This window comes from Clostridium sp. (assembly GCF_030532265.1).
In the GTDB taxonomy this organism is placed as follows: domain Bacteria; phylum Bacillota; class Clostridia; order Clostridiales; family Clostridiaceae; genus Clostridium.
On record NZ_JAUNLM010000027.1, the window covers coordinates 1 to 16,650 of the forward strand.

15 protein-coding genes and 1 tRNA gene are annotated in these 16,650 nt (G+C 26.9%); 13 read left to right on the forward strand and 3 right to left on the reverse strand.

The genetic code is table 11. The annotated features are described in order from the left end of the window. Positions 1–65: 65 nt before the first annotated feature. The 8 genes from Q4E08_RS07300 to Q4E08_RS07335 all read left to right on the forward strand — a co-directional run bounded on the left by Q4E08_RS07300 (position 66) and on the right by Q4E08_RS07335 (position 8,511). Positions 66–140 (forward strand) — tRNA-Asn (locus Q4E08_RS07300). A gap of 206 nt (positions 141–346) precedes the next feature. Then, the gene (locus tag Q4E08_RS07305) at positions 347–1,321 is read left to right on the forward strand and encodes a polysaccharide deacetylase family protein (RefSeq protein WP_303129742.1); all 975 of its coding nucleotides are present in this window, start codon (positions 347–349) and stop codon (positions 1,319–1,321) included. A 128-nt stretch (positions 1,322–1,449) separates the two neighbouring features. Beyond that, a complete protein-coding gene (locus tag Q4E08_RS07310; RefSeq protein WP_303129744.1) occupies positions 1,450–2,133 on the forward strand; it encodes a response regulator transcription factor in 684 nt (227 codons plus the stop codon). Positions 2,134–2,136: 3 nt separating this feature from the next. Further along, a complete protein-coding gene (locus Q4E08_RS07315) occupies positions 2,137–3,546 on the forward strand; it encodes an ATP-binding protein (protein WP_303129747.1) in 1,410 nt (469 codons plus the stop codon). Continuing rightward, entirely contained in the window at positions 3,536–5,035 is a 1,500-nt protein-coding gene (locus tag Q4E08_RS07320) for a hypothetical protein (protein ID WP_303129750.1), read from the forward strand. The genes Q4E08_RS07315 and Q4E08_RS07320 overlap by 11 nt, the downstream gene beginning before the upstream one ends. 30 nt (positions 5,036–5,065) lie before the next feature. Continuing rightward, entirely contained in the window at positions 5,066–6,451 is a 1,386-nt protein-coding gene (locus Q4E08_RS07325) for a TldD/PmbA family protein (protein ID WP_303129752.1), read from the forward strand. 12 nt (positions 6,452–6,463) lie between these two features. Continuing rightward, the gene (locus Q4E08_RS07330; RefSeq protein WP_303129755.1) at positions 6,464–7,807 is read left to right on the forward strand and encodes a TldD/PmbA family protein; all 1,344 of its coding nucleotides are present in this window, start codon (positions 6,464–6,466) and stop codon (positions 7,805–7,807) included. A 107-nt stretch (positions 7,808–7,914) separates the two neighbouring features. After that, complete coding sequence (locus Q4E08_RS07335; protein ID WP_303129758.1) at positions 7,915–8,511, forward strand: DedA family protein; 597 nt, start codon at positions 7,915–7,917, stop codon at positions 8,509–8,511. 45 nt (positions 8,512–8,556) lie between these two features. Here Q4E08_RS07335 and Q4E08_RS07340 read toward each other — a convergent pair whose 3' ends face one another. Further along, entirely contained in the window at positions 8,557–10,413 is a 1,857-nt protein-coding gene (locus tag Q4E08_RS07340; protein WP_303129761.1) for an LTA synthase family protein, read from the reverse strand. A 165-nt stretch (positions 10,414–10,578) separates the two neighbouring features. On the opposite strand from Q4E08_RS07340, the gene yedF reads away from it, so the two are divergent. Genes yedF through Q4E08_RS07355 form a run of 3 tightly spaced genes read left to right on the forward strand, consistent with a single transcriptional unit; the run spans position 10,579 to position 13,048 of the window. Next, positions 10,579–11,148 carry a sulfurtransferase-like selenium metabolism protein YedF gene (gene yedF / locus Q4E08_RS07345; protein WP_303129763.1) on the forward strand — a complete coding sequence of 190 codons (570 nt, stop codon included), beginning with the start codon at positions 10,579–10,581 and terminating at the stop codon, positions 11,146–11,148. A gap of 25 nt (positions 11,149–11,173) precedes the next feature. Then, positions 11,174–12,061, forward strand: coding sequence for a diacylglycerol kinase family protein (locus Q4E08_RS07350; protein WP_303129765.1), 888 nt, complete (start codon positions 11,174–11,176; stop codon positions 12,059–12,061). Positions 12,062–12,088: 27 nt separating this feature from the next. Next, positions 12,089–13,048, forward strand: a complete 960-nt coding sequence (locus Q4E08_RS07355; RefSeq protein ID WP_303129767.1) for an NAD(P)/FAD-dependent oxidoreductase — start codon at positions 12,089–12,091, stop codon at positions 13,046–13,048. Here the strand turns inward: Q4E08_RS07355 and Q4E08_RS07360 are convergent. Both Q4E08_RS07360 and Q4E08_RS07365 read right to left on the reverse strand, forming a co-directional pair. Continuing rightward, complete coding sequence (locus tag Q4E08_RS07360) at positions 13,019–13,597, reverse strand: GDSL-type esterase/lipase family protein (protein ID WP_303129769.1); 579 nt, start codon at positions 13,595–13,597, stop codon at positions 13,019–13,021. The two genes, Q4E08_RS07355 and Q4E08_RS07360, sit on opposite strands and share 30 nt — an antisense overlap. A 14-nt stretch (positions 13,598–13,611) precedes the next feature. Continuing rightward, a complete protein-coding gene (locus Q4E08_RS07365; RefSeq protein WP_303129771.1) occupies positions 13,612–14,235 on the reverse strand; it encodes a RusA family crossover junction endodeoxyribonuclease in 624 nt (207 codons plus the stop codon). 195 nt (positions 14,236–14,430) lie between these two features. On the opposite strand from Q4E08_RS07365, the gene tsaD reads away from it, so the two are divergent. Next, complete coding sequence (gene tsaD, locus Q4E08_RS07370; RefSeq protein WP_303129773.1) at positions 14,431–15,441, forward strand: tRNA (adenosine(37)-N6)-threonylcarbamoyltransferase complex transferase subunit TsaD; 1,011 nt, start codon at positions 14,431–14,433, stop codon at positions 15,439–15,441. Positions 15,442–15,468: 27 nt separating this feature from the next. Then, a complete protein-coding gene (locus Q4E08_RS07375; protein WP_303129774.1) occupies positions 15,469–16,488 on the forward strand; it encodes an alpha/beta fold hydrolase in 1,020 nt (339 codons plus the stop codon). Positions 16,489–16,650 lie beyond the last annotated feature (162 nt).

A 16,650-nucleotide genomic window follows, 5' to 3' on the forward strand; every position in this document is an offset into this window, starting at 1 on the left:
AGGGCTTGACCAATAAAAACGATCAACAAAAGTCATGTGCAATTTTCAGAGAACAAAATTAATAATCCGCGATAGCTCAACGGTGGAGCACTCGGCTGTTAACCGATAGGTTGGAGGTTCGAATCCTCTTCGCGGAGCCAATTTAAATAAGCTTACGGGCTTATTTTTTTTGCTTAAAAATAATATATTAAATATATAAATATTAACGTATAATCTAATATACAGTTTAATATATAATAAGACAAACTATTACAAAAATGTAATAGATATTAATTATTTTGTAATAGTAAACTACATTTTATGTTAGTATACTTATAATGTAAATAAACTAGGGGGAAATTTAGGTATGGCGATAAAGAGAAACTCAGATAAAAAAACAATTAAAATACAAATAAAACAAAGTCTATTAATATTAGGAATTACTATTTTATTAGTAATTGGTGCTATGGCTATTTATTCTGCAATTTCATCAAATAATAAAAATGAACAAGCTCTTGCTCAAGATGGTGGGAAAGAAAAAGGTAATGGTGAAAAATCAAATTTATCTTCAGGAGTTGAGGAAAATGTAGATTTAGATAATTCAGGATATTTACTATTAGAACAAGATTCTAATGCAGATGATGCAAAGATTGTGGCAAATAGAACTCAAGGTATTATGAAGGGTGAGCTACATTACCCTGTTAGAGATGATGGGAAAAAAGTTGTATATTTAACATTCGATGATGGTCCATCAACTACTAATACTCCCAATGTTTTAAATATATTGGATAAATATAATATTAAAGGAACATTTTTTGTTATGGGTAAAAGTATTACTTCAAATCCAGAAGTAACAAAAAAGATTTTAAAGAGAATAGCATCAAATGGACATGCTATAGCTAATCATAGTTATAGTCATGATTATAGATATTTATATCCTAATAGAGTAATAAATACAAATAATTTTATGGGAGAATATAATAAAACAAATGATTTATTAAAAGAATATTTAGGAAAGGATTTTTCAACTAGAGTTGTAAGGTTTCCAGGTGGTTATTGGTCTTGGAATGGAAGAGAGAAGATAAGACCTATATTAGATAAAAAAGGTATAGAAATTGTAGATTGGAATGCATTAAATGGTGATGCTGCAAATGGTGGTCATAAAAGTAAGGCACAATTATTGGCTGAAACAAAAGATTCAGTAGAAAAGTTAGGTGATAAAGCTGATAGTATTGTATTTTTAATGCATGATACTTATCAAAAGGAAACAACAGTTGAAGCTCTTCCAGAAATAATAGAATATTTTAAAAGCAAAGGATATGAGTTTAGAACAATGAAATAATTTAATTTTATTTTAATAGGTGAAGTGAAATAATTGTATATTAAGAATAAAAAATATAGACTATAATATTAAAAGAAGCTTAAATTATTAAGCTTCTTTTTTGAAAATAGAAAGAGGTGTGGTTAATATTGGCTAAAATATTATTAGTAGAAGATGAAGTGAGTATAAGAGGTTTTTTAAAGATAAATTTAGCTAGGAATGGATTTGAAATAATTGAAGCTAGCAATGGAGAAGATGGAATAAAAAAAGCTATTGAGGAGAAACCTTCTGTAGCTGTTTTAGATGTTATGTTGCCAGGAATAGATGGATTTCAAGTATGCAGTAAATTAAGAGAGGAGTTCCCAGAAATGGGGATTATAATGTTAACTGCAAAAGGGCAAGATATGGATAAAATAATGGGACTAGAATATGGTGCTGATGATTATATAGTAAAGCCATTTAATCCATTAGAAGTTGTTCTTAGAATAAAAGCAATTTTAAGAAGAATAGAGAGCAAAGAAGGGAAAGTTGTAGAAGAATTGGTTAATGGACCATTTGTAATAAATCTATATTCTCAAAAGATAACAAAAGATGGTGTAGAGATAGAACTTACCCCAAAAGAATATTTAATAATGAAAACATTTATTGAGAATCCTAATAAGGCTTTTTCAAGAGATGAGTTATTAAATAGTGTATGGGGATATAATTATTTTGGAGATCCAAAAATAATTGATGTAAATATTAGAAGATTAAGAGCAAAAATTGAAAAGGATTCATCTAACCCACAGTTTATAGAGACTGTTTGGGGGATAGGATATAGATGGAAAGGATAATATATGAAAAGCATAAAGAATAAGATGATAAGAAACTTTATAATAGTTGTTTTCTCAACAATAGTTATATTGGATATATTATTAATGGTATTTGTTAGACAATATTATTATAAAAATATACAAACTATATTAACTAATCAAATAGATTTAGCTATTAATTTTTATGATAGATATTACTCTAATACATCACTAGAACTTAATGTATATGATAATGTTGATGCTTTCTGGAATCAAACCACTGCACAAGTTCAAATATTTGATAATAAAGGTCGTCTTATTATGGATTCTATAGGTAGTAATGAAATATCTGATGAAAGTAAACAACAGATAAGGAAAGCATTAAGTGGAGAAAGTAGCGACTGGGTTGGAAAGGTAAGATACTCTCCATATAATGTTATGGCAGTAACTAAGCCAATAGAGGTAAATGGAAAAGTAATAGGAGCTATAAGATATGTAACTTCTTTAAAAGAGGTTAATGAATCTATAGCATCTATAATGAGTTTTTTTATAGGTATATCAATTTTAGTATTAATTATAGGTGTAGTTATAAGTATAATTATGGCTAGAAATATAGTTAATCCTATATTAAAGTTAAAAAACATAGCAAAAAAAATGGCAAGTGGGGATTTAAAAGCCAGAAGCAATTTTGACTCAAAAGATGAAATTGGTCAGCTTGCAAATACTTTAGATTATATGGCAGAAGAACTTGACCAAAGAGAAAAAATGAAAAATGATTTTATATCATCTGTATCACATGAACTTAGGACACCACTTACAGCTATAAAAGGATGGGTAATAACTTTAAATAATGAAAACACTGATAGAGAAACTTTAAAATTGGGATTTGATATACTTGAAAAAGAAACAGATAGATTATCTGCAATGGTTGAAGAGTTATTAGATTTTTCAAGACTTATAAATAATAAAATATCTCTTAATAAAACTTTAGTTAATATTTCTCATTTTGCAAGTTATATTGAATTATATATGACTCCAAGAGCTGAAAAAGAAAATATAAATTTTCATGTATATAATTCGATAAAAACTCCTAATATTAATATTGATATTGATAGAATGAAGCAAGTTCTTATAAATATAATAGATAATTCATTTAAATTTACTCAAGAACAGGGATTGATAGAAGTTAAATTTTCAGAAGATGTTAAAAATATAATAATAGAAGTTACTGATAATGGATGTGGGATAAGTGAGAATGAGTTAGAAAGAGTTAAGGAGAAATTTTATAAAGGGAGTAATGCAAATTCTAACGCAGGTATAGGATTATCAATAGCTGATGAAATAGTAAAATTACATAATGGAACATTAATAATAAATAGTGAATTATATGTTGGAACACAAATAAAGATTGTTATTCCTAAAGAAAGTAATGAGGAGAAGTTATATGAGATTTAGATGGATTAAAGCTATATTTATAATAATATTAATGTTTTCTTTAACTGGATGTAATAGTATTGATATAAATAATATGATGGAATTAAAGGCTCCTCAAAATAAAGATTTAATTATATTAGGAAGATGGCAAGTAAAAGATTATAAGGTGTTAGATAAAAATATGTATTCATTAGGAGAAGTTGATGATATTGAAGATAAATATATTGATATTGGCGAACATAATATTAATATAGATACTAAAACTTATGATGGTGTAAGATATAAATTAAAAGTTGTAAAAGGAGATTATGTTATATCATATCAAAATAACTTTATTGTAAGGGATTTGGGTATTAATAACAGTGAATTAAATGTAATATCTGCATCAGATAAAAATAATAATATTTTTGAATTTTTTTATGTTAATAAGAATGAAAGTTTTATATACTATCAAGGGGTTTTATTAAATGTTAAATGGATAAGTAATGTTTCAGAAGATGCATTTAATGCAAAAAATATTCCAGATAAAAAAAGTGTTAATTACAATGATTATAATACAGATAAAGGTCTTTATATAACTTTTAAGGAACCAAGAAAATTAAAAGAAGATGGAACATATACAGATGAAAAATATAGAACCCTTTGGATAAGCGCAAAGAAAGATAAGATTCAACCAATTGAGTCTGTTAATGGTATAATATTTCCGAGAAAATCTGGAATATGGACTTTATCAAAAAATAGTATTGATACCAACGGTTATCATAAAGAATATTTTGTTGCAAATGCAATAGATAAAAAAAGTCAAATTACAATAGAAGATAAAGAAAAGAATTTTATTAATGAAAAGTCTAATGTTTATAGAGGCTTAAATTATATAGGTGATAATTATATATCAACAGAAATTTATACTGGTAATAATTTTGAAAATAAATATACTCAATATGAAATGATTCCATTAGATAACTTATTTTCAGATAAATCATTAGCATTTCAAGATATATTTTCAAAAAAATACAATTTAACTTATAATAAGGATTATACAAACGCATATCACAAGTTAACAAAGGATCAACAAGAAAAGGTAAAAAAATATATAGATTACAGTAATTTTGGTGTTGTTAGAGAAAATGGTAATTGGAGAATGGAAGGAAGAATATCACCATCTTCATTAGATGGTGATAAGTATGATTATAAAATATCAATTCAACCACCAGTTAATCTAGTAAGATATGATTCATTATTAATACCTTGGAAAATTTTAAAAAATGATATACCTTTAATAAAAGATGCGTATACTTCACCAGATGGAAAATTAGCAATTGTTATTTTAGATGATAAATTAATAGTTTTTAATACCTCAAATAATAAATTATCAACACCAGTTAAAGAATTCAAACTTAAAAAAGGTGAAAAAGTAATAATGGCACAATGGTGTGAAGGTGATTATGTGGATTATTGGGGAAATACATTTAATGAATATCAAAAACAAGTAAATAAAACAGGTAAATAACGTAGTTATTTTAAATAAGGAGGGAAAAAAATGTTATCAAAAGAAACTATAGGTCTTGTGTTATCAAAGTGTATGATAACAGGGGGAGATTTTGCTGAAATATATGTAGAAGACAGTATAAGTAATTCTCTTAGTATTTTAGATAATAAAGTTGAAAGTGCCATAGGTGGAAGAAGCTATGGCGTTGGAATAAGAATATTTAAGGGTTTAAAAAGTGTTTATGCATATACAAATGATAATTCACTTAATAGTTTATTAGATACAGCTTATAAGGCAGCACTTGCTCTAGGAGATTTAAAAGAAGAAAAAGATATAATTGTAAATGATTCTATATGGGTTCCAAATAAACATATAATAAAATATTATCCACAAGAAATAGAATATGCTAAAAAAATTGGAGTTATGAAGCTTGCTTACAATAAAGCTAAAGATTATAGTAATGAAATAAGTAAAGTAAGCGTTAGTTATGCTGATAAAGATCAAAAGATTTTAATAGCAAATACAGATGGTATTTGTCTTGAAGATAGAAGAGTTAGAACAAGACTTGGTATAAGTGCAGTTGCATCAAAAAATGGAGAAAATCAAATGGGATTTGAAGGACCAGGAAGGTCTAGAGGTTTTGAGATGTTTAAAGATGAAATAGATCCTGAAATGTATGCATTAGAAGCAGCAAGAACTGCTGTTACAATGTTAAATGCAAAAGATTGTCCAGCTGGAAAGATGACAGTTGCAATCGATAATGGATTTGGTGGAGTTTTATTCCATGAGGCATGTGGACATTCATTAGAGGCTACTTCAGTTGCTAAGGGAAATTCAGAATTTGCAGGCAAGATGGGTGAACAAATAGCATCAGCTAAAGTAACAGCAATTGATGATGGTACTATAGAAAATGCATGGGGTTCTATTAATATTGATGATGAAGGTACAAAGTCAAGAAAAAATGTATTAATTGAGAATGGTATATTAAAGGGATATATGATTGATAAATTAAATGGAAGAAGAATGGGAATGGAACCAACAGGAAATGGAAGAAGACAAAGCTATAAATTTGCCCCAACTTCAAGAATGACTAATACTTATATAGCTGCTGGAAGTGATAAGCCAGAAGATATAATAAAATCAATAGATAATGGTCTTTATGCTAAAAAGCTTGGTGGAGGTTCTGTAAATCCTGTAACTGGAGAATTTAATTTCTCTGTATCAGAAGGTTACTTGGTGAAAAATGGTGTAATAGTAGAACCTGTTAGAGGGGCTAGCCTTATAGGCAAAGGTAGTGAAGTATTAATGAATATAGATATGGTTGGAAGTAATATATGTCAAGCACAAGGTATGTGTGGATCATCATCAGGTAGTATTCCTGTAAATGTTGGTCAACCAATGATTAGATTAAAAGAAATAACAGTAGGCGGAAGATAGGGAGGTGTAATTATGGAATTTAATGAGTTTAAGAATAAGTTATTTGATAAAGCAAGAAAAGAAGGATTAGATGAATTTGAAATATATTTTTCTAATAAAGAAAGTTTAAGTATAAATATATATAAAGAAGAGGTTGAAAAATATAATTTAAATAAATCATTTGGAGTTTCATTTAGAGCAAAACTAGGTGGAAAGATGGGATATTCTTATACTGAAATAATAGATGAAGATGCTATAAATATGCTAGTGAAAAATGCTAAAGATTCTGCATTATCAATAGAAGATGAAGATATTCAATTTATATATGAAGGTGATAAAAATTACGAAAAGGTAGAAAATTATCACAAGGATTTAGAAAATATTGATGCTAAGGAACTTATAGACTTAGGACTTTCAATGGAAAAGGAATGTAAGATTTATTCTGATAAAGTTGTTAATTTCTTAGGATGTGGAATAAGTTATGTAAATGTTGAGTATGGACTTATGAATTCAAAAGGACTAGAGCTTAAAGATAAATCAAACTTATTAACAGCTTATGTTGTACCAGTAGTTGATATAGATGAAAGAAAGTATGACGGGTTTGGTTATGCAATGGCTAAAAAGGTTTCAGATGTAAATCCTAAAAAGATAGCTAAACAAGCTGTAGATGAGGCTATGGAAAAAGTTGATGCAAAATCAATTAAATCCGGTAAATATAAAATAGTAATAAAAAATGAAGCAATGGTTTCTTTATTACAAGCCTTTTGGTCAGTGTTTGATGCTGACTCAGCACAAAAAGGAATATCTCTTTTAAAAGATAAAGAAGGAGAAATTATAGCATCAAATAAGGTCACTATAATTGATAATCCATTATTGAAAGATGGATTAGCATCAGTTGGATTTGATGATGAAGGTGTTAAGACAATTAAGAAAGAGTTAGTATCTAAGGGAGAGCTTAAAACATTACTTCATAATTTAAAAACTGCTTATAAAGCTTCAATAAAATCAACAGGAAATGGATTTAAAAATTCATATGCATCACCAGTAAGTGTTGGACCTACAAATTTCTATATAGAAAATGGTAATAAAAACTTTGATAAGCTTTTAAGTGAGTTAGGAGAAGGGCTTATAATAACAGAATTTTCAGGATTGCACGCAGGGGCTAATGCTATAACAGGAGAATTTTCATTAGCTGCTAAAGGATTTATGATAGAAGACGGAAAAAAATCATATCCAGTAGAGCAGATAACTGTGGCTGGTAATTTCTTTACTTTATTAAAAGATATAGAAGAAGTCTGTGATGATATAAAATTCCCAATGTCTAGCTTTGGTTCACCATCAGTGTTTGTAAAAGAATTATCAGTAGCAGGTGAATAATTAAAAAAGTTAAAGGACTATGCAAAATAAATTTGACATAGTCCTTTATTTTTTTGTTTATTATACGTTAATAAATAAATGATATATTAAAATAGGGAGGTGGGTAAATGAATTTTATATCTATTGTAGAACATTTGGCAGGTCATTTAGGTTACATAGGGGTATTTATAATGAGTATATTATTACCAACAGAAGTTCTATTACCCTTTATTGGATTATCAATATCAAAAGGAATTTATAATTTTCAGATGGCTTTACTATTTACATTTTTAGGAGAGTTATGTTCATCAGTATTTAGTTATGGTTTAGGTATTTGGCTTGGAGAAAGAATTGTAAATAAATTTAAAAATAAAAATAAAAGAAATAAAAATATTTCAGAAAAGGTTGAAAGAATATTTGATGAATATGGTAAATATGCTATTTTAATAGCTAGATTAATTCCATTTGCCCGTACTTATGTATCAATATTAGCAGGGGCTAATAAAATGAAAAAAAGATTATTTATTAAATATACTATAGTTGGAATTTTATTAACTAATTCTGCATTGTTAGTATTTGGTTATTATATTGGAGCAAATGAAAATTCAATATGGAATTTTATACATAAGTATGCAATAAGCTTATTGGGTATTATTTGCTTTATAATTATAATGGCAAGATTAAATAAGAAAAGAAAATTAAAAAGAGTAAAAGATAATAGTTAACATAAAAAGTAGTAACTACTTATTAGTAAGTAGTTACTACTTTTGTTATTTATTATTAAAATAATCTGCTCTAATCATTTTATCAGACATTTCTAGCGAACCTTCAATAAGTTCAATGTCTTTTTTTGAAAGGTTTTTAGTATCACCAATAAGTTTTCCGTTATTTAAAACTGCGTAATTTCTATTTGTATTTAATAAATTTCTACCAAGTGCAGTATTCTCATATTTTTCCCTAGGAATACCAAGAGTATATAATAAAGTTGGCATTATATCGATTTGACCGCCTATTGTATCAAAGGTTTTACCTACAGTTTTTTCTTTATTATATATAATAAGTGGTATTGTTGGAACACCATTATTTGAATACCAATTTTCTTTGTGAGATAAGGTATCTATACTATGTTGATAATATTTATGAACTCCAGTATGATCGCCTTCTATAGCAATAACAGTATTATCTAAAATTCCTGCTTTATCAAGTAAGCTTAAGAAGTAACCAATTTGCGTATCTGTATAGTGAACACTTTCAAAATATCCACCAAGTTCAGTCTTATCAAGTTCAGGGTCTAATTTGAACTTTCTCATACTTTCTGGCAAATCAAATGGTCCATGATTTGTAAGTGTTACAGTAAAAGCATAGAAAGGTTGCTTTAATTTTTCAAGCATAGGAACAACTTGTCTAAAATATGATTTATCACTTAATCCTAAACCAATAATTTCATCAGGATTAAATGAATAGAAATCAGTAAATTTATTAAATCCAATTCCAGTTAATCCATTTTTATAATTCCAGAAAGAACCTTTATCTGGATGTATAGCTTCGCTTGTATATCCTTCGTTTCCAAGTATTAAAGGCATTGAATTATAAACTCTATTAGGATATCTGAAGAATGTTGAACCTCTTCTAAGAGGTAACATTGATGTATTAACCATTAAATCTGAATCTGAACTTGTACCTTCATTAACTTGTTCACATATATTAGGAAAGTATATACCATCTTTTATTAATTTATCCATAACAGGAGTTATTTTTTTACCATTAATAGTTTGTCCTAAAACAAAACTTTCAAGAGATTCAACTTGTATAACTATTAAGTTTTTACCTTTATACATACCATAATATTTGTTATTAGGTAGATTTTCATTTTTAAATTTATAATAATTATTTATTTGATTTTTATCTTCTTCTGATAATTTGTATGGTTTTGAATCCTTGTAAACATTAATAGCATCCATTATATGATATCCAACAGATGAAAAATATTTAACTGTATTTGTTGGATCGTAATTATCAAAAAGATATGAGTTTTTAACATCTTTATTTCCTAGAACATAAAGATTAAAAGGAACATAAAGTATAAATATTATTGGAAGTATTAATGTTAGTAAAAATGATTTTATAGCTCTTTTTTGAACCCTAACATAAGATTTTCTTGTTAAGAATACATATATTCCAAGAACAACAAAATCAATTAAAAATAATAAATCATAACCACTAAACATTGAAAATATACTACCAGACATATTATCTAAATTTGCTGTTTGAGTTAATATAAGGACTGAAGGAACTGTTAAAAATCCTCTAAAATATGTAATATCAGTTAATATTAATACAGTTACTAATGCATCAATAATAAACAAATAAATAACTCTTCCTTTACCTTTAAATAATAATGAAAAACTTAAAAATATTAATGCAAAAGCGTAATAATAGTTTAAAAAGTTATTAGCATTTAAAAATCCTAAATGAAAATTTAAATAATAAGGATTTGTATTATTTATAAATCCTTGAAATAATATACCTTTTAGTACTATTGAAAATAGTGGTATTAAAAATAATATAAGTCTAAATACTGTATCTTTATTTAAAGAAATATTTAATTTCTGGAAAAATTTTTTCATTTATTCACCTCTCATGATATAGTCATATAAAATTATATTATAAGGCATATATTTAATCAATAAGTGTCGAATAGTGTTAAAATATAACAAGGGAAAAATAATATAAAAAATAGTGTATAATATTATTAAAAATATAATAATTAAAAAATAGAGAGGTGTTTGGTTATGAAAAATATTAATTGTATTGGACTTGCATGTCCTAAACCAGTAATTGAAACAAAAAAATATTTTGATTCAATAGAAAGTGGTGAAGCTATTGTAACAGTAGATAATGAGATTGCAAATAACAATGTAACAAGATTTGCAGAAAATGCAGGGTTTACTGTTAATAGCACTTTAGAAGGAGATCTTTTTAAAATCAAAATAACAAAGAAATCAGCTGAAGTAGTTTCAGAAAAAAAAGATACATTTTCAATAATAATAACAACTGATAAAATGGGTGAAGGTGATGATAGATTAGGAGAAACTCTTATGAAGAGTTATATGTATGCTTTAACAGAAGCTAATGATATACCAGAAGAAATTGTGTTTTTAAATGCTGGAGTTAAATTAGTTACAGAAGGATCTGAAGTTATAGAAAGTGTAAGAGAACTAGAGAAAAAAGGTGTTAAAATAATAAGTTGTGGAACATGTTTAGATTTCTATGGATTAAAAGAGCAATTATTAATTGGAGAAATTTCAAATATGTATACAATAGTTGAAATTATGAATAGTAAAAGAGTTATAAAAATATAAAAGATAAATGGAGTGCACATAATAGATGAAGCATATTTTTGTTATTAATCCCATAGCGGGTAAAGGAAAAGCTATATACTTTGAATATATGATAAGAGACTTATTTAAAAATATAGACGAGCCATATGAAATAATAATTACAGAAGAATCTGGCGAGGCTACTAAAAAGGTAAAAGATATAGTAAAAAAGGAAAAATGTAGAGTTTATTCCATTGGTGGTGATGGAACTTTAAATGAGGTTTTAAATGGTGTAGTTGGGTCTGAGAGTTCACTTGCTATAATTCCAGCTGGGTCAGGAAATGATTTTGCAAGAACTTTGTATGGAAATTTAGAAGTTGAGAAGATTTTAGAAAAACTAATACATGGAAAAGAGAAGTACATTGATGTTGCTAAAGTAAATGATAGATATTTTTTAAATATAGCATCTGTAGGCTTTGATGCGTGTGTAGTTAATAATGCTAGGCAATATAAAAAGCATAAGCTTATAACAGGTCCTATGGCTTATGGAATTTCTCTTATAAAGACCCTATTTACATTTGGTCATATGAATTTAGAGTTTGAAATAGATAATAAAATAATAAAAAATGATATGTATCTTATTGCTGTTGCCAATGGTAAATGCTATGGGGGAGGAATAAAAATAGCTCCAAATGCAATAATAGATGATGGATTGCTTGATATATATGCTATAAAAAAGCCAAGGCTACATAGACTTATAAGATTTTTACCTAAAGTTGTTACTGGGAAAGATGTTAGTGGCATTGAGGAAATAATTTATACAAAGGTTAAAAAAATGAGAGTAAAATCAAAAGATGATATTATAGTGAATATAGATGGTGAAATAGTGGCTTTAAATGAAATAAATTTTGAAATAGTTGATAAAGCTATAAAAGTTGTAGTTCCAAGAGATTAAGTAATAAATAAGGAGATGGAGTTAAATTTGAGAAAATATGATTTAGTAGTTGTTGGTGGTGGAATAGCAGGAATGACAGCAGCTCTTGCAGCCTTGGAAAATGGTATAAAAAAAGTATTACTTATAGAACGTGAAGAAGAACTTGGCGGTATACTAAAGCAGTGTGTTCATAATGATTTTGCAAAAAAATATTTAGAGTGTTCTGTTACAGGACCTGAATTTATTGAATTTATTAAAATAAAATTATCTAAATTTGATTTTAACATTAAAAAAAAGACTACAGTAGTAAATATATCAGAAGATAATATAATAACTTATGTTAATGAAAGAGAAGGGATATGTGATGTGTTAGCTGATGCAGTTATTTTAGCTACAGGGTGTAGAGAAAGATATGCTGGAAATGTTCTAACACCTACTAATAAATTTACAGGTATATTTACAATAGGAAATGCTCATAGATTTATAAATTTTGAAGGATTACTTCCAGGAAAAAATCCAGTAATTATAGCTAAAAATAAGTGGGCTTTGATAGTAGCTAGGCGAGTAGAAATAGAAGGCGGAAAAGTAGCAGCACTTATAATTGATGAAGAAAGTGGATTTAATATTACAGATGAAGATAGAGATATAATTGAAGGTTTTGATATAAATGTTATTGAAAGTGCAAAACTTATAGATATTGATGGAAATAAGAGAATAAATAAAGTTAAAATATTTAATAAAATAAAAGGGTGTATAGAAGAAATAGACTGTGATTCATTATTTTTATCAGTAGGATATTATCCTGAACTTGGATCTGTAAATAAGCTTAATCTTGAGATAAATAAAGAAATGAATACTCCTATGACAGATAATTATGAAACATCTAAAAGGGGATTATTCGCTTGTGGAAATATTATATATGGTGATAAATGCATCAATATGAAGGATATAGATGGATATGATGCTGGAGTTGCAGCATCAAAGTATATCCAAGAAGCATTTAAATAATAAAAGATTTCCTTTTATATTTAAATGAATACCATCTAAAAATATCTTTTCAGATAATGTATGATTTTTAGTTAAAGTATAAAAATCAACATATTTGAAAGGATATTTTTTTTGTAAATTTATAATATGACTTCTAAGAGATGATAAATTTTCATCACAATATTTATAATAATTAGAAGGCATAAATAAAGTTTCAGCCAAATCTTTTATTATAATTGGAGGAATTCCAATTATAATTTCAGAATTATTTTCCAAGCCTTCTTTAATCATTAGTTCTAAATTTTTAACTATATAGTCAACATTACGTCCGCATAATAAATCATTAGTACCACCCATAATAAATATTTTTTTAGGGTTTTTACTTAAAACATCTTTATAATATCTAGTTAACATAGAAGAAGTTGTATCTCCATTTATTCCTTTATTTAAGATAATTTTAGACGTAAATTTTTCTTGTAACTTATATACCCAAGAATCTTTTTTGGAAACTCCATAACCAAATGTTAGGCTATCACCAATTAAAATTAAATATGGATTGTTTTGATTCATAAAATCACCTCCATTTAGAACAATTTATTAAAGCAACTCTTACATATTAATGTTTTGCCCTTATTTGCTTTTATACAGTCATTTAAAGAAAGCTTTTTATTACAAATTTCACAAACGTTATTTTGAGAAATAGTTGTATTTATAGTATTAATTTTTTCTTTCTTTTTAATAGGAGATTTTTTTAAAGAAGAATATGTTGTAGGTGTTATTTCGTCTTTCCTTTCTTCAATTGAAAAGGATAAAGAAAATTTGCTTAATGGATAAAGTTCAAGTTCAAATCTTGGATCTTCTTTATCATAATATTCTTCAACTATTATTTTAACTATTTGAGCATCATTAACTATAAGACCACTTTTTTCAATACCATCAAATATACTTTTTGAGATATTTATAGTATCTGGATGTCTCTTTTCACTTTTATAATAAACTTTGAGTATTGCAATTAAACTTTCTGTAAAGACTACATTAGGATTTTGAACTCTTGCTACGTAAGCAATTTCTTGTTCATATAATGCATATCTATCGTGATATTTACCTGTATTATAAGGAAGTATGGCTCTTCCATCTTTATTATGAAGCTTAAAGTTTGATTTAGTTATAGGAGATCCTTTAACTACAACCTTTGCATATGATGTCATAAAATAACTCCTTTACGTTTTAATAAAATCTTAAGATGATTTTAGTATAAATTTAATTTATAGAATGTATAGTTTTAATATACATTAATAAATTTTGCTAAACAAGGGTAGCAGTTTCATTGATAATAATTTATTAATGAAGTATAATTACAAATAGTTGAATTTTATATGATTATACAAAAAGAGGGAGTTTCTATGGAAAATAAATTAATTTTAGCAATTGAATCAAGCTGTGATGAGACTTCAGCTGCTGTTGTACGCAATGGTAGAGAAGTTCTTTCAAATATCATAGCATCTCAGATAGATACACATAAAAAATTTGGTGGAGTTGTTCCAGAAGTTGCATCAAGAATGCACACAGAGGTTATAAATGGTGTTGTTAAAGAAGCTTTAGAAGAAGCAAATGTAACATTAGATGATATAGATGCCATAGGTGTTACATATGGACCAGGTCTTGTTGGGGCTTTATTAGTAGGGCTTCAGTATGCTAAAGGACTTGCTATGGCAACAAATAAGCCACTTATAGGAGTAAACCATATAGAAGGCCATATTTCAGCAAATTACATACAACATAAAGATTTAAAACCACCTTTTGTTTCATTAGTAGTTTCAGGAGGACATACTTTTATTGTTTATGTTAAAGATTATGGTAAATATGAAGTTATAGGGCAAACTAGAGATGATGCAGCTGGTGAAGCTTATGATAAGGTAGCAAGAGCAATAGGACTAGGATATCCAGGAGGACCTAAAATAGATAAGTTAGCTAAAGAAGGAAATAAAGATGCTATAAAATTTCCAAGAGCTAAATTTCATGATGATACATTAGATTTTTCTTTTAGTGGATTAAAATCAGCAGTACTTAATTACATAAATAAAGCTAAAATGAAAAATGAAGAAATAGTTCCAGCTGATATTGCAGCATCATTCCAAAATGCTGTAGTTGAGGTATTAAAAGATAATGTATTTGAAACTTGTAAAAAGAAACATTTAGATAAAATAGCTATAGCTGGTGGAGTTGCATCAAATTCAGCATTAAGAGAAGCACTAATAGAAGAAGGAAATAAAAAAGGAATAAAAATATTATTCCCAGCACCTATACTATGTACAGATAATGCTGCCATGATAGGAAGTGCTGCATACTTTAGATTTATAAATGGTGAGGAATCATCACTTGACTTAAATGCAAAGCCTAATCTTAAACTTTAGTGTTTAGTGGCTTATAGGAGGAAAGATATGAAATTATTATCTAATTCTAACAGCTTACATACTGTAAATATGAAAGAAAAAATTCCTAAATTTATGCTTTTCAAAAGAATAGTATTAGTGATATTACTTATTATAATTACAGGGATGATAATTCAATGGGGCCATAATTTTTATACAAATGAAAAGTCAAGCTCAAGGATGTCGTATACTAGAGTGAATGGAAAAAAGATGGAGTATAAAGTAAGTGGATTTGGAGATTATACAGTTATTTTTGATGGAACTACTGGAGCAACAGCAGAAGAATGGAATAAAGTTGCTAAAGATGTTTCAAGTAGTTTGGGAGTAAAAACATTTGTATATAATAGAAGAGGTTATGGAGAAAATGATGGTGGTAAATTACAGACACCAAAAGAACAAGCAGAAGATTTGAAAATACTTCTTAGAAAAGCTGCAGTTAGCTCACCATTTATATTAGTTGGAGAAGGATATGGTAGTTTAGTTATGACTAATTTTGCAAGTCTTTATCCAGAAACTGTAGCAGGTGTAGTTTTGGTAAATCCTTATGATGAAGAAAAGTTAAAAGAAGAAAGTTTAGGTATTACAGGAATGGCTGATTTAGTAAGGAAAAAGATAGAGGCTATAGGATCTAATATTTCTTTAACTTTAATTATGGATAAATTAGGACTTGTAAGCAGTATACCTGATTTTTCTAATAATTTATCAGAATCTGAAAAAAAACAATTTGATTATAAAAAGAATCAAAATAATTATAGAGATGCTGTTTATAATGAAACTAAAAATATATATAATATATCAAATGATAGTCAAAAAAATGGTATGTTTAAAGATATTCCTTATTATATAATAAGCAATCAAGATAATAATTCATTGAAAAGACTTGGTGGTAATAATCTAACATTTGAATATAAAAGCAGTTATAGTGGCAATGTATATTCAATGATGGACTCAGATAGCGTTAAAAACTCAATAAAAAAAGTTGTTGAGATAGCTAGAAAAATTAAAAAGGTTAATGAAAAAACTAACTAAAATTATTAAATATTATTAATAAAAAATATATGGATATAATAATACTGGATGAATAAATTCATTCAGTATTTTTTATTAATTAAAAATTTTTTTATATGCCATATAGTTGACACAAAATTTTTTTATACTGATATTAAGAAATCACAGTGCAGGAGGTAATTA